Genomic DNA, 13447 nt, shown 5'->3' on the forward strand with positions numbered 1-13447 from the left:
CTCCATTTGGGGCTGCATGTTTCTTTTTTATAAAATTGGTTTTTGTTCTTTAATCACGCGGATCATTTTAAGCGTTGAATCTTCTGGTCCTTGGACAGGGAGACCAATTTCAATGTTTTTAAAGATATATGAGATATTTTCTTCTGTGATAATTTCACCTGGTATAAAAATAGGAATGCCTGGCGGGTACACCATAACAAACTCTGCGATGATGCGGCCCGCTGCTTCTTTAAACGGAACCACTTCTGTTGTGGCGTAAAAGGCGTCACGCGGCGTCATGGCAAGCGATGGAATCTCAGGCAGCAGGACTTCTGTGACCGCTTGTGTGCCACTCTCACTTGTAGAGGTTGCGGCAATTTCCTTCATAGCCGTTATAAGCGTATCGATTGTTTCATCAGAATCACCAGGGGTCACAATACATAAAATGTTGTAAAGGTCAGAGAGCTCCACTTCAATCCGGTAGCTTTCTCTCAGCCATTTTTCGACATCATGGCCATTTAGCCCAAGGTCTTTAATTGAGATAATTAATTTCGTTGGGTCATAATCGTACGTAGAAGCTGAACCGAGTATTTCCTTGCCAATACACGTAATGCCATCAATTTGGTTCAAACGGTTTCTCGCTGATTCAGCCAAACGGATGGCTTCATCTGCAAGTGCCTTTCCTTCAGTGGCTAATCGCTTTCGAGCGACGTCAAGAGACGCTAAGAGCAAATAAGAAGTAGACGTTGTCGTCAGCATGCTCAAAATCGATTGTACGCGATCTTTTGAGACAAGCCCTTCCTTCATATTTAAAATAGAGCTCTGGGTAAGGGAACCGCCGAGTTTATGGACACTTGTTGCTGCCATGTCGGCACCTGCCTGCATCGCAGATAGTGGAAGCTCATCGTGAAAATGAATATGCACGCCGTGTGCTTCATCGACAAGGACAGGCACATGAAATGAATGGGCAATGTCTACAATCGATTTTAAGTCTGCTGAAACCCCAAAATACGTCGGATTAATCACAAGCAGACCTTTTGCATCTGGGTGCTCCGTGAGCGCTTTTTTCGCTGATTCTGGTGTAATGCCGTGAGAGATGCCAAGCTCTTTGTCTATTTCTGGGTGAATAAAAACAGGAACTGCGCCAGAAAATACAATGGCGGACATAATCGATTTATGGACATTGCGCGGAATGATGATTTTATCTCCAGGTCCGCATACGGTCATCACCATTGTCATGATGGCGCCGCTTGTTCCTTGAATGGAGAAAAATGTATGGTCAGCACCGAATGCTTCAGCAGCGAGCTCCTGTGCTTCTTTTATCATCCCTCGAGGTGAATGTAAATCATCGAGAGGTTCTATATTAATGAGATCAATGCTTAATGCATTGTCGCCAATGAATGCTCTAAATTCAGGGTCCATTCCGGCTCCTTTTTTATGGCCTGGAATGTGAAATTGGACTGGATTGGTTGCTGCATGCTTTTTTAGTCCAGTGTATAAGGGTGTATCATGTTGTGACAATTGCTTTCCCACCTTCATCGAAATACCTGCTATTATTGTGCCAATAACGGCAGATTTCATTGCATAAAACAAAAGAATTATATTATGAACTGATCGGAATGTAAAGCATAAAATCAATCGGTTTCTGATCGAACAGATGCTATAATAAAAGTTCAAATAAGAAATGAGTGTTAAAGTGAGGGACAAGTAAATGGAATATCAATATCCAATGGATGTCGACTGGACGACAGAGGAAAAGATTGCCGTTATTTCGTTTTTTCAAGCTGTTGAAAAAGCCTATGAAAAAGGAATTGCGAAGCAGGAGTTATTAGATACTTATAAGCGATTTAAAGAGGTTGTGCCATCAAAAGCAGAGGAAAAGACGCATTGTGCAGCGTTTGAAAAGGAAAGCGGGTATTCTCCTTATCGTACAGTGAAATCTGCAAGAGAGGCAGAAGAGAAAGCCGTTATACGTATGTAAGAAAAAACGAGCCTGCATGGGCTCGTTTTTTTTATACAGATTCTTTTTGTGTAAAGCGGTATAGATAAGTCAACGTGCGGAAGGCATCTTCGATTTTTGATAAGAATTCTTCATTATTCATTTGAACGACTTCTTCTCTAGGCAGCTGAATGCCGCAAAGGAGCTCAGCTTTTTTCACCGTTTGGACACGTTCAAACAGCGTTTTCAGCTGTTCTGCATCAAGCTCGCTGTGACGCATGACATCTGGTTTCATATGATCTTTAGACCAAACAAAATCTTGTGGTATTTTCTTCTGAATGGTATCTAGTTCTTTTTCGAACAGCTGACCATACTCGCTTTTCACAGGAGATTCATAAATGAGCGCAAACCATACAAAGACATGTGTTTTCCAAAGCCCAATTTGAAAATGAGGGAGTTTTTTATACCCACGCTTGCTGTTTGCAAAAGCAACCCACGTATCATTTGGCGGATTGACTGATCTTCTAGCGTGCTTTGCGACATGTACAAACATTTCGTCTCCTGTAATAGAAGAAAGAAGTGGTGCAAAGTGTTCACCAAGTGCCTCAAGCTTTGGACGGACTCTTTCTTTTAATACGGTCATTCGTTCATCTAAACCGTCAACTGTAAATGTCTCAAAATCTTCATCTCTAAAACGCATTTCACTCATATTATGCCTCCTGTATTCTTTAGCTGATCATATTTTATCATAGCTTGGGTTAAGCTCAAAAAAAGATGCACCAACAGATCAAAGATTGTAGAGGAAATAGGGCAGCGTTTAAAAACAACGATTTTGTGGTACATAACAAATAGGTAAAGACACAATTTTTAGAATGTCGTTGCGGTTATGCGATCGCTTCATACGATATAAGCAAGAACCAATTCTCTTATCGATTGAATTTTTTATCAATGAAAACTGACAAGGAATGAATCATTCTCTGGAAGGGGCGTTGACCAAATGAAGCAAATCGTGAAGCAGGGGTATAGACAGGAGAAGAAGAATCGCATCGCTGTGTGGAGATTAGAGGTGGATTATGAGCTTTCTACGCTTCATGAAGCCATCGAGCAAAAAGATGACATCCAAATCGAACGCAGCAAACGAAAGCTTGAGCGCCTAAGAAAAGAATGGGAGCAGCTTAAAGGGTAAAACAAGGTGAGGTAAAAACGAACCAATTCATCGGTTCGTTTTTGTATGAAGCTGCTTTTTTCTTGCTTTTACGTACATAATATCAGTATGCTAAAACAAATAGGTATTACATAGAAAAGAGGTTTACAGTCTGATGACAAACTGGGTGGAAATTGACCGTCTTGCAAAGCTTTGGGTAAAAGAAGCAGGAAGCCGTATTAAAGCGTCCATGCAGGAAGGTCTATCAATTGAAACAAAATCAAATCCAAATGATCTTGTCACTAATATCGATAAAGAAACAGAACGTTTTTTCATTGAAAAGATACAATCGACATTTTCAGATCATCACATTTTAGGAGAAGAGGGACAAGGGGAAGAGGTGACCTCGCTGGATGGGATTGTGTGGATCATTGATCCAATCGATGGCACAATGAACTTTGTCCATCAAAAACGCAACTTTGCCATTTCCATCGGGATATTTGAAAATGGCATAGGGAAAATCGGTCTCATTTATGACGTCATTCATGACGAGCTTTACCATGCGGTCAAAGGGGAAGGGGCCTATATGAATGATACCCTGCTTCCGCCATTAAAAGATGTAGCGATTGAAAAAGCCATTGTCGGCATTAACCCGACCTGGGCGATCGAAAGCCCTTATTTTGATGCTAAACCGTTTGCCCGTCTCGTGCGTGATGTGAGAGGGACGAGAACGATTGGATCAGCTGCCCTTGAGCTCGCTTATATCGCAAGCGGCAGAAGTGACGCATACGTTACGTTAAGGCTTGCGCCGTGGGATTATGCAGCAGGGTGTGTGATTCTAGATGAAGTAGGGGCTGTCTACTCAAATATACATGGAGAACGCCTAACTTTTCTAGAGAAAAACAGTATCGTCGCCGGAAATCGATCCGTTTGTGAAAAGATTTTACACGATTACATAAAAGGCAGTGGAAATAAAAAATAAACCAAATCACTTCATGAGAATGAAGTGATTTTTTGTGTTTGATGAAACTTTTTGGTAACAAATGACTAGTTGTCGATATGAAAAAGTCAAGTGATCATTCTTTATTGGCTGAAATAAAAAACCCCCATCTGGGCGAACCAGATGGGGGTTTTTTGCTTAGCTTAATTTTTCTTTTGCCATTTGAACTGCATCATAGAACGTTTTTAATTGCTCTTGAGGAATTTTCTTAAGCATTTGGTTGAAAACAAGTAATTCAGTAGAGCTGAATCCAAGACCTTTTGCAATTTTTGAATCAATTACAACGTTTCCTTTTTTGTCTAGAACAAGTGCATCACCAGCAAGATCAGCAAGTCTGATCACTGATTTGAAAAGTTTTTCGAATTTAGCTGCTTCTTCTTTCGTAAGACCAAGTTCAACAGCTTTTGCTGAATCAAAGATCAATTTCCCTTTTTCGTTTTTAGTGATGCTTTCACTGAAAACGATTGTAAGAACAGCTGCGCGATCTAAGAATTTCTCAGCAGTCGCCGCTTCTTCTTCAGTTAGTCCGAGCTCAACAGCTTTTTTCACATCAAATGTGTAGCTGTTGTCTTCTTCAACAAATGAATTGATGAGAATGTTGATGACGCGCTCGTTTTTCTCCAATAATTCTTTAATGATTTGCTGCTGTTCAAAAGGAATCCCTTTGAAAGTTGCAGCACTTGCTTGCCCAGGAGCTACTGTTGTGAAAGTAAGGATGATAGCTAAAGCGAAAAATACAACAGAGCTGAGCGATTTACTCAAAAACTTCTTCATGCTTCTTTTCTCTCCCTTTTCTGTTAAATTTTGTTGCAAGAACAGCATACCATGAGAAACTTTGTGGAAGAATAGGAAAATTGTAACTTTATGTTTGGTTTTGGAGAACTATAAACGTTATTGTCGAAAAATGAAGAGGTTCAGATTGCTTACTTTTGCCAATTCTATATGATATGTTTTGTCTCTACACTCGAGCTTTCATAGGTGGTTGGTCTTATTTTTACTCAAAATAAAAAGCCTTCTACATGTAGAATGTAAAAGGCTTTTGAGGAATTTTATGATTGCACGTTTAATTTTCTTTTTAATGTAAATCCTGTACCCATGAAAATCATGGCGAACATAATACTTAGACAAATACCCAGCACGTTTTTTTCTGCAAGAGATACCCCAATAAACGCCATACTGACAACTGCAAGTAATGCACATAATAATAGAAGCCATTTGATTTGTTTCATTTGTCTCCATCCCTTTTTTTAGAGTTAATATAAGTTTACAGAAAAACGATCGGCATTTAAAGGGGATTGTGATATAATATGAAAGTTATCTAATTATTTTAGGAGATGAAAATGTGAAACTTCGAAAAGATCTTCGCAACATCGCAATTATTGCCCACGTTGACCATGGTAAAACGACGCTTGTTGACCAATTGCTCCATCAAGCTGGTACTTTCCGTGCGAATGAAAATATCGCTGAGAGAGCCATGGATTCAAATGATTTAGAGCGAGAGCGCGGTATTACGATTTTAGCTAAAAATACTGCGATCCATTATAAAGATACACGCATTAATATTTTAGATACACCAGGACACGCCGATTTCGGTGGTGAAGTTGAGCGTATCATGAAAATGGTAGATGGTGTACTTCTCGTTGTGGATGCTTATGAAGGCTGTATGCCTCAAACACGCTTTGTGCTGAAAAAAGCACTTGAGCAAAACTTAACACCAATCGTTGTTGTCAACAAAATTGACCGCGACTTTGCTCGTCCGGCTGAAGTAGTCGATGAAGTAATTGACTTGTTCATTGAATTGGATGCAACAGAAGAACAGCTTGAATTCCCAGTTGTCTATGCATCAGCAATCAATGGTACAGCAAGTAACGATGCGAGCAAGCAAGATGAAAACATGGAATCTTTGTTTGAAGCCATTGTGAACCATATCCCTTGCCCAGTTGATAACCATGAAGAGCCGCTTCAATTCCAAGTGGCACTACTTGATTACAATGATTATGTTGGAAGAATCGGGATCGGCCGTGTATTCAGAGGAACAATGCAAGTAGGACAGCAAGTGGCCTTAATGAAAGTTGACGGCAGTGTGAAACAATTCCGTGTGACAAAGATTTTTGGTTTCCAAGGGTTAAAACGAGTGGAAATCAACGAAGCGAAAGCAGGAGATCTTGTTGCTGTATCGGGAATGGAAGACATCAACGTAGGTGAAACGGTTTGTCCGGTAGAACACCAAGAGGCCCTGCCAATCCTTCGTATTGATGAGCCGACACTTCAAATGACGTTTGTTGTAAACAACAGCCCATTTGCAGGCCGTGAAGGAAAATACGTGACATCACGTAAAATTGAAGAGCGCTTAGAGCAGCAGCTTCAAACAGACGTCAGTCTTCGTGTGGATCCAACTGATTCACCTGATGCTTGGGTTGTATCTGGACGCGGAGAGCTTCACTTATCCATTCTTATTGAGAATATGAGACGTGAAGGATTTGAATTACAAGTATCGAAGCCAGAAGTTATTGTAAAAGAAGTTGATGGTGTTCGATGTGAGCCTGTTGAACGCGTTCAAATTGATGTGCCAGAAGAGCACACTGGCTCTATCATGGAATCAATGGGCGCAAGAAAAGGTGAAATGATTGACATGATCAATAATGGTAACGGTCAAGTTCGCCTAATCTTTACAGTGCCATCACGTGGTTTAATCGGATATACAACTGAATTTCTTTCATTAACTCGTGGTTTTGGTATTTTAAACCATACGTTTGACAGCTACCAGCCAATGCAGTCTGGCCAAGTTGGCGGACGCCGTCAAGGTGTACTTGTTTCAATGGAAACAGGTAAAGCGACTGCTTACGGAATCCAAGGCGTTGAAGAGCGCGGTGTGATCTTCGTTGAGCCGGGTACTGAAGTATACCAAGGAATGATTGTTGGTGAGCATAACCGTGAGAACGATCTTGTTGTCAACGTGAGCCGTATGAAACAACAAACAAACGTACGTTCAGCGACGAAAGATCAAACGGTGAGCATGAAGAAACCACGTATTATGTCACTTGAGGAATCTCTTGAGTACTTGAATGAAGACGAATACTGTGAGGTTACACCTGAATCGATTCGTTTAAGAAAGAAAATTTTAGATAAAAACGAACGTGAGAAAGCAGCGAAGAAGAAAAAGCTAGCAGGATTATCGTAATTCCATGAAGAATTAAAAAGATAGAACCCTGAAAGATAAGGGGAGGGAATCTTTTTGAATGATCAGGAAGTAAGTGAAAATCTATCCTTTTTCGCGATGCTGTTTCGTGTCGATGAAAATCCGCAAACAGGGATGTGGCTCCTATATGGTACCATCCTTGTTTTAGCGATTATTGTTTTTAAGCTCGGCTTTGCTAGACGTTTACCGATTTTAAAAGCACTCGTGATTTACTTGTTTTTGATTTTTGGCTGCACGTTTCTCACATTTCTAGGAATCTTTCTGCCAGTAGCGGAAGGCCTAGTCGTGGCAGCTGCCATTTTGATTATTTATAAAATACGGCTGCATCGTGCAAAAAAAGAAGGAACAGTGAATACGTAAAAAAAAGACCTGAACATGTGTCAGGTCTTTTTTATGTCTTTTGTTCTTTTTTTCCTTTTTTCTTCTTTTTCTCTTTCGTCGCAGGATCTTGATAAAGAGAGAATCTGCCAGTTTTGATGCGTGCTTCTGTCTTTACTTTAATGCGTTCCTGACAGTCATCGCACATATATGTATGAATCGGTCGATTTCTTAACCGCTTAGCAACGAGTGTATCATCATCAATGGTTTCAAGCTTCTCACATAATGAGCACTTCACTCTCATCATTTTCACCTCACTTATTGCATTTATTATAGCATGTTTTCTAAGCACTTGAAATCAGCGTAGAAAAAGGCTTATATCACAGGAGATATAAGCCGTTCTCTTTATTTCTTCTGATTCATATGATGGTTTGATTGATCATTTTGATGTTTGTCTAACTGCTTTTGATCGTTTTGTTTGAGCTGATCATTTGGCTCATTCGTCGGGTCTTTTTCGTGACGATCGATTTCATTTCTCGGCATCTCTGGCATCACGCGGCCGACAATGGCAGCTAGTTCATCCATAATACCACTTACAGGACGGCCTGCTTGTATTTCTTTGCCCATTTCTTTTAACCGGCTGACTGTATCCGGATCAGCGACTACAACAGCATTCGCACCTTCTGGGTCATTTTTCAGCGCTTTTGCAACTGAATATTTAATGGTTTCTACTTTGCTTCTATCTAAATCATCTTTTACATCAATACCAACAACAGCATAGCGGCCGATGACGATCGCCGTTGCATCATTGACATCTGCTACGTTCTCTGTCACTTTGACAAGATGCTGCGCAACATCTGTGGATGACCGGGCTTGATTGGTCTTTTTCTTTGTTGAGTCTGACACCCGTACTACGTGCTGGCGTCCATCTTGCTTGTCCAGTGCTTCTGGCTTTTCCTGCTGCTGGCAAGCGCCCAACAGAATGATGGCTTGAATCATGAATAATGTCATAAATAGTCGCATCTATATTCCCTCCTTCACAAACTGCATGATTTATTTTATTGTTGAATTAACCTTCTAACTTTATTCATGAAAACATATATTTTAACAATCGTTTTGGGAAAGACAAGGATGAATGAAACCCCGATCAGGAGGCGAAGGACCTGAGTAAAATTTATGTATTAGACACAAATGTGTTATTACAGGATCCGAATTCAATCTTTTCATTTGAAGACAACGAGGTCGTCATACCAGCCGTTGTGTTAGAAGAAGTAGACTCGAAAAAGAGATATATGGACGAGGTTGGGCAAAATGCCCGGCGTGTATCACGCTTAATCGACGGTTTAAGATCGAAAGGGAAACTGCATGAAAAAATTACACTAGAATCAAAAGGGACGCTGCGCATTGAACTGAATCACCGCTCCTTCCATGAGCTTCAAGAAATTTTTATTGAAAAAACGAACGATAATCGGATTTTGGCAGTCGCGAAAAATTTGAGCTTAGAGGAAGAAACAAAACCTCATGGCCGGCCTGTCATTTTGGTCAGCAAGGATGTCTTAGTGCGGGTAAAGGCGGATGCTATAGGGCTTCAAGCAGAAGACTTCTTAAGTGACCGTGTTCTGCAAAATGAAGACATCGATAATGGCTATCATGAGCTCTACATTCCGACTGAGCAAATGAATACATTTTATAAACAAAATCAATTACCAATAAAAGAGGTCACAAGTGCACCATTCAACCCTCATCAATTTGTCATCATGAAGGGAAATGAAGGCGGTTCTGCTTTAGGAATGCTTGATCAAAAGGCAGAGCATGTGAAACGTCTCGTTTATGATCAAGAGTATATTTGGGGAATCCGTCCAAAAAATGTCCAGCAGACGATGGCACTCGAGCTGCTTTTGCGCCGTGACATTCCGCTCGTGACGCTGATCGGAAAAGCGGGGACTGGTAAAACATTGCTTGCACTTGCTGCCGGATTAATGCAGACAGAGGACCTCGGTATGTTTAAAAAATTGATCGTGGCGCGCTCAATCGTACCTGTTGGGAAAGACTTAGGCTACTTGCCAGGAGAAAAGGAAGAAAAGCTCAGACCATGGATGCAGCCGATCTATGACAACCTAGAGTTTTTATTTAATACAAAAAAGCCTGGTGAGCTTGATGCGATTTTGGCGGGAATTGGATCTATTCAAGTCGAAGCATTAACATATATCCGGGGAAGAAGTATACCTGATCAATTTATTATCATTGATGAGGCGCAGAATTTAACAAAGCACGAGGTGAAAACATTATTAACGCGAGTCGGAGAAGGAAGTAAAATTGTACTGATGGGAGATCCAGAGCAGATTGATCATCCTTATTTAGACAGCTTAAATAATGGGCTTACGTATGTGATCGAGCGGTTCAAAGGACAGCAAATCTCTGGACATGTCAAGCTTGTCAAAGGAGAAAGGTCTGGACTTGCACAGCTTGCCGCTGATTTGCTATAGTCCAGACCCTCTGACTTATGTAATCATCAGCTCTTTGACACCTTTTATCGGCTGAGTGAGGTTGGACTGATCCGCGAAATAGACGTGGATTGGTCCTTCTTCTGTGATTGGCTTACCATTTTGGCTGAAATGAGCAATGCTCTCCATTGCCTGAGAAAGCGGCACAGCAATTGTACCTGTTTCTGTGACAAATTCGCATGTATCCGCATGTTCAAGCGGCTCAGCATTTTTTAGCATATCGCCAAGCTTCATCCCGAAGCTGCCTGTGACGAGTCTTTCTTTTTCGTACTTCTTCTCTGTTTTTAACGTGGGTGGAAGTGTTTGACCTTCTCTTATGACCCGCTCTTGGTCAAGCTCCTGATCTAGCTGATTCACTTCACTTTCTGCACTTTTTTCAAAGAATGAATCCATTAAAAATTTACGGTCATCAAAAATCCATACACTTGGATCAATGGTGATCTTGTACTGTACGTTCCCCTTGATTTGAATGATGCTCATGTTCAAGACAACCCCTTTCCAACATAAATTATAGAAGTTTTCCCCCGCTTTGTCACTTTCATAAACATGCGTCTCCTTGTACACACTAATCTTACATGAAAGATAGGGAGGATATTAGGCATGGCATGTCGCGACAATGAAGAGCTTCAGCGATTTGTAGAAGAAGCAAAAAAAGTGGCCAAAGATGGTCAAGTAGCATCCTATATTCCCGCTCTCGGCAAAGCGGATCAGACGGATTTATCTGTGGCTGTGTATCATGTGAGTAATACGTGCCACTCGGCAGGAGATGTAGATAAACGGTTTACTCTTCAAAGCATTTCAAAAGTACTAGCACTTGCGCTCGTGCTCTCAGAAGAAGGACCAAAAAAAGTCTTTCAATTTGTTGGACAAGAACCAACAGGTGACCCGTTTAATTCGATGATCAAACTGGAAACAGCGAGCCCGAATAAACCGCTGAATCCAATGATTAATGCAGGGGCGCTCGCAGTCACGAGTTTAATCAGAGGAGCGACTCCGCAAGATCAGCTGAGCCGTTTGCTTGGCTTCATTAGAGAGCTTGCAAATGACAAAAGCATTACATACTGCAAAGAAACAGCTGCCTCCGAATTTGAGACATCCATGATTAACCGGGCGATGTGCTATTATATGAAGCAATATCATATTATTAGAGGGAACGTAGAAGAAGTCATGGACGTCTATACGAAACAATGTGCCATCATGATGAACAGCTTGGATTTGGCGAAAATTGCTTGTGTTTTTTCATTAGACGGCAGACATCCAGAGACGGGTAAGCAGATTCTTTCGAAAGATGTCGCTAGAATTTGTAAAACCTTTATGGTGACGTGCGGCATGTACAATGCGAGCGGAGAATTTGCCATTAACATCGGAATTCCTGCAAAAAGTGGTGTCTCAGGCGGTATTATGGGGGCGGCACCATATGATTTTGGGATCGGTATCTTCGGTCCTGCTCTGGATGAAAAAGGGAATAGTATTGCTGGGATTAAGCTGCTTGAGCTGATGAGTGAAAAATACGAGATGAGTATCTTTTAATGCAGGAAGGCTTCTTTTTATTTTTACAAAGCGAACTGTACAAATCTGCTTGCAATTTTGGGCGTTTCGCTTTATGATAAATAGAAGAATTAGGTACTCGCCTGGGGAACGGAGGGATACTTTTGGCGTCAGAAATTTTAGTCGATCATCGGCAAAAAGCACTGGCTTTATTAAAATTGGATGCAGATAAAATTTTAAAATTGATCCAAGTGCAAATGGACAACTTAACGATGCCGCAATGTCCTCTTTATGAAGAGGTTTTAGATACTCAAATGTTCGGATTATCGAGAGAAATTGATTTTGCTGTCCGGCTTGGATTAGTTGATCAACATGAAGGTAAGAAACTACTCGATAAACTTGAGAGAGAGCTTTCCGCACTTCATGATGCGTTCACAAAAAAATAATGATTGAAAACTCAAACTTCTACAACATAAGTTTGAGTTTTTTTGTCCTCTATTTTCTTTTCATTGATTGATGTCAAACGGACTTGATTCTTTCACGAATGACGAACAATATAAAAGAGGTAAAACGAGATCAAACGGAGAAAATGTAGTAGAATAAAAACAGCTAAGAGGATATCAAGCAGTAGAAACAGACGTTAGGAAGAGGATTATATGTTAAAGAGAATGCTAAAATCGTATGACTACTCATTATTGTTCGCCATTATCTTAATTAGCGCATTCGGTTTGGTCATGGTGTATAGCTCAAGTATGATTACATCTGTGATCAGATACGATGCCGCGCCAGATAATTTTTTTAAGAAACAGCTTTTATTTATGATCGTTGGAGCGGTCATCTTGTTCTTTACAGCACTAGTTCCATATCAGCTGTTTTCAAATAAGAAATTTCAGATCGGTATGCTGCTGCTATCAGTGTTTTCACTCATCTATGTGTACTTTGGCGGTCATATTGCAGGGAACGCAAGAAGCTGGATTAAAATAGGCCCATTTAGTCTTCAGCCAGCGGAATTTGTGAAGATTGTCGTCATTATCTATCTTGCTGCTGTGTATGCAAAAAAGCAGCATTATATTGATCATATTTTACGAGGAGTCACACCTCCCATCGTGATTGTCTCGATCTTATGCGGATTTATCATTTTGCAGCCAGACTATGGGACAGCCTTTATCATTGGCATGATTGCCCTTGCGATGATTTTATGCTCAGGCTTTAGCGGGAAAACACTTGCGAAGCTGCTGGCGCTATTTAGTGCCGTGATGGTCGTCGTGACCCCATTTATTATTCTTTTTTGGGATAAAATTTTCACGCAAAATCGTCTCGGGCGTTTTGAGAGTTTCCAAGATCCATTTAAAGATGCAGGGGCGACTGGACATCAATTGATTAATTCCTATTATGCCATTGGATCAGGCGGCTTTTTTGGACTGGGTCTCGGAGAAAGCGTTCAAAAGTACGGATATCTTCCAGAGCCGCATACAGATTTTATCATGGCGATCATTTCAGAAGAGCTTGGCTTTTTCGGTGTATTTTTTGTTCTCGCTCTCCTTGGCTTCATCGTTGTGAAAGGTTTTTATATTGCAAGAAAGTGTGAAGATCCATTTGGAAGTTTGCTTGCAATAGGAATTTCCTCCATGATTGCGATCCAAACATGCATTAATTTAGGCGGTGTTTCAGGTCTGATTCCGATTACAGGGGTCACACTTCCATTTATCAGCTACGGGGGATCGTCCATCATTTTACTTAGCGGCTGTATGGGAATATTGCTGAATATCAGCATGTTTACTGAATATAAAGAGCGTTACAAAAAGAAAAAATCAATGAGCAAGCCATCAGTTCAAAAAAATGGATTGCAGAAAACTTTGAATCTTTAGAAAACAAA

At 40.7% G+C, this 13447-nt stretch carries 16 protein-coding genes; 9 read left to right on the forward strand and 7 right to left on the reverse strand.

What is annotated here, in order from left to right; all coding sequences use genetic code 11:
* Window positions 1–27: 27 nt before the first annotated feature.
* Window positions 28–1500 (reverse strand): aminotransferase class I/II-fold pyridoxal phosphate-dependent enzyme, encoded by a 1473-nt coding sequence (locus tag C6348_RS02675; protein WP_106042317.1) that lies wholly within the window; start codon window positions 1498–1500, stop codon window positions 28–30.
* Window positions 1501–1690: 190 nt separating this feature from the next.
* Between C6348_RS02675 and C6348_RS02680 the strand changes: the two genes are divergently transcribed.
* Window positions 1691–1960 (forward strand): UPF0223 family protein, encoded by a 270-nt coding sequence (locus C6348_RS02680; protein WP_106041777.1) that lies wholly within the window; start codon window positions 1691–1693, stop codon window positions 1958–1960.
* Between the two features lie 31 nt (window positions 1961–1991).
* Here the strand turns inward: C6348_RS02680 and C6348_RS02685 are convergent, their stop codons facing one another.
* Window positions 1992–2627 (reverse strand): DUF1054 domain-containing protein, encoded by a 636-nt coding sequence (locus C6348_RS02685; protein WP_106041779.1) that lies wholly within the window; start codon window positions 2625–2627, stop codon window positions 1992–1994.
* A gap of 288 nt (window positions 2628–2915) precedes the next feature.
* Here C6348_RS02685 and C6348_RS02690 point away from each other — a divergent pair, with 288 nt between their 5' ends.
* Together C6348_RS02690 and C6348_RS02695 are read left to right on the forward strand one after the other, a co-directional pair.
* A complete protein-coding gene (locus tag C6348_RS02690) occupies window positions 2916–3104 on the forward strand; it encodes a hypothetical protein (protein ID WP_003211901.1) in 189 nt (62 codons plus the stop codon).
* 133 nt (window positions 3105–3237) lie between these two features.
* Window positions 3238–4044 (forward strand): inositol monophosphatase family protein, encoded by an 807-nt coding sequence (locus C6348_RS02695; protein ID WP_106041781.1) that lies wholly within the window; start codon window positions 3238–3240, stop codon window positions 4042–4044.
* A gap of 156 nt (window positions 4045–4200) precedes the next feature.
* Here the strand turns inward: C6348_RS02695 and C6348_RS02700 are convergent, their stop codons facing one another.
* Both C6348_RS02700 and C6348_RS02705 read right to left on the reverse strand, forming a co-directional pair.
* Entirely contained in the window at window positions 4201–4836 is a 636-nt protein-coding gene (locus tag C6348_RS02700; protein WP_066030952.1) for a hypothetical protein, read from the reverse strand.
* 275 nt (window positions 4837–5111) lie between these two features.
* The gene (locus C6348_RS02705; RefSeq protein WP_034662648.1) at window positions 5112–5291 is read right to left on the reverse strand and encodes a DUF5325 family protein; all 180 of its coding nucleotides are present in this window, start codon (window positions 5289–5291) and stop codon (window positions 5112–5114) included.
* A 113-nt stretch (window positions 5292–5404) separates the two neighbouring features.
* Between C6348_RS02705 and typA the strand changes: the two genes are divergently transcribed.
* Complete coding sequence (gene typA, locus C6348_RS02710) at window positions 5405–7243, forward strand: translational GTPase TypA (protein WP_034662645.1); 1839 nt, start codon at window positions 5405–5407, stop codon at window positions 7241–7243.
* Window positions 7244–7339: 96 nt separating this feature from the next.
* Window positions 7340–7621: a YlaH-like family protein gene (locus C6348_RS02715; RefSeq protein WP_044334035.1), complete on the forward strand. Its 282-nt coding sequence runs from the start codon at window positions 7340–7342 to the stop codon at window positions 7619–7621.
* Window positions 7622–7652: 31 nt separating this feature from the next.
* Here the strand turns inward: C6348_RS02715 and C6348_RS02720 are convergent, their stop codons facing one another.
* Window positions 7653–7883, reverse strand: coding sequence for a YlaI family protein (locus tag C6348_RS02720; protein WP_012009835.1), 231 nt, complete (start codon window positions 7881–7883; stop codon window positions 7653–7655).
* Between the two features lie 101 nt (window positions 7884–7984).
* Window positions 7985–8602 (reverse strand): YhcN/YlaJ family sporulation lipoprotein, encoded by a 618-nt coding sequence (locus C6348_RS02725; RefSeq protein ID WP_034662638.1) that lies wholly within the window; start codon window positions 8600–8602, stop codon window positions 7985–7987.
* Between the two features lie 140 nt (window positions 8603–8742).
* Between C6348_RS02725 and C6348_RS02730 the strand changes: the two genes are divergently transcribed.
* Complete coding sequence (locus C6348_RS02730; RefSeq protein ID WP_106041783.1) at window positions 8743–10065, forward strand: PhoH family protein; 1323 nt, start codon at window positions 8743–8745, stop codon at window positions 10063–10065.
* Between the two features lie 15 nt (window positions 10066–10080).
* Here C6348_RS02730 and C6348_RS02735 read toward each other — a convergent pair whose 3' ends face one another.
* Window positions 10081–10563 carry a hypothetical protein gene (locus tag C6348_RS02735; protein ID WP_106041785.1) on the reverse strand — a complete coding sequence of 161 codons (483 nt, stop codon included), beginning with the start codon at window positions 10561–10563 and terminating at the stop codon, window positions 10081–10083.
* A 120-nt stretch (window positions 10564–10683) separates the two neighbouring features.
* On the opposite strand from C6348_RS02735, the gene glsA reads away from it, so the two are divergent.
* From glsA to ftsW, 3 genes are all read left to right on the forward strand, one after another.
* A complete protein-coding gene (gene glsA, locus C6348_RS02740; RefSeq protein WP_034662630.1) occupies window positions 10684–11613 on the forward strand; it encodes a glutaminase A in 930 nt (309 codons plus the stop codon).
* A gap of 122 nt (window positions 11614–11735) precedes the next feature.
* Window positions 11736–12017 carry an Fpa/YlaN family protein gene (locus C6348_RS02745; RefSeq protein WP_003212509.1) on the forward strand — a complete coding sequence of 94 codons (282 nt, stop codon included), beginning with the start codon at window positions 11736–11738 and terminating at the stop codon, window positions 12015–12017.
* A gap of 210 nt (window positions 12018–12227) precedes the next feature.
* Window positions 12228–13439, forward strand: coding sequence for a putative lipid II flippase FtsW (ftsW, locus tag C6348_RS02750; RefSeq protein ID WP_034662626.1), 1212 nt, complete (start codon window positions 12228–12230; stop codon window positions 13437–13439).
* Window positions 13440–13447: the final 8 nt, after the last annotated feature.

Origin of the sequence: Bacillus sp. YBWC18, assembly GCF_002998775.1 — a bacterium.
In the GTDB taxonomy this organism is placed as follows: domain Bacteria; phylum Bacillota; class Bacilli; order Bacillales; family Bacillaceae; genus Bacillus.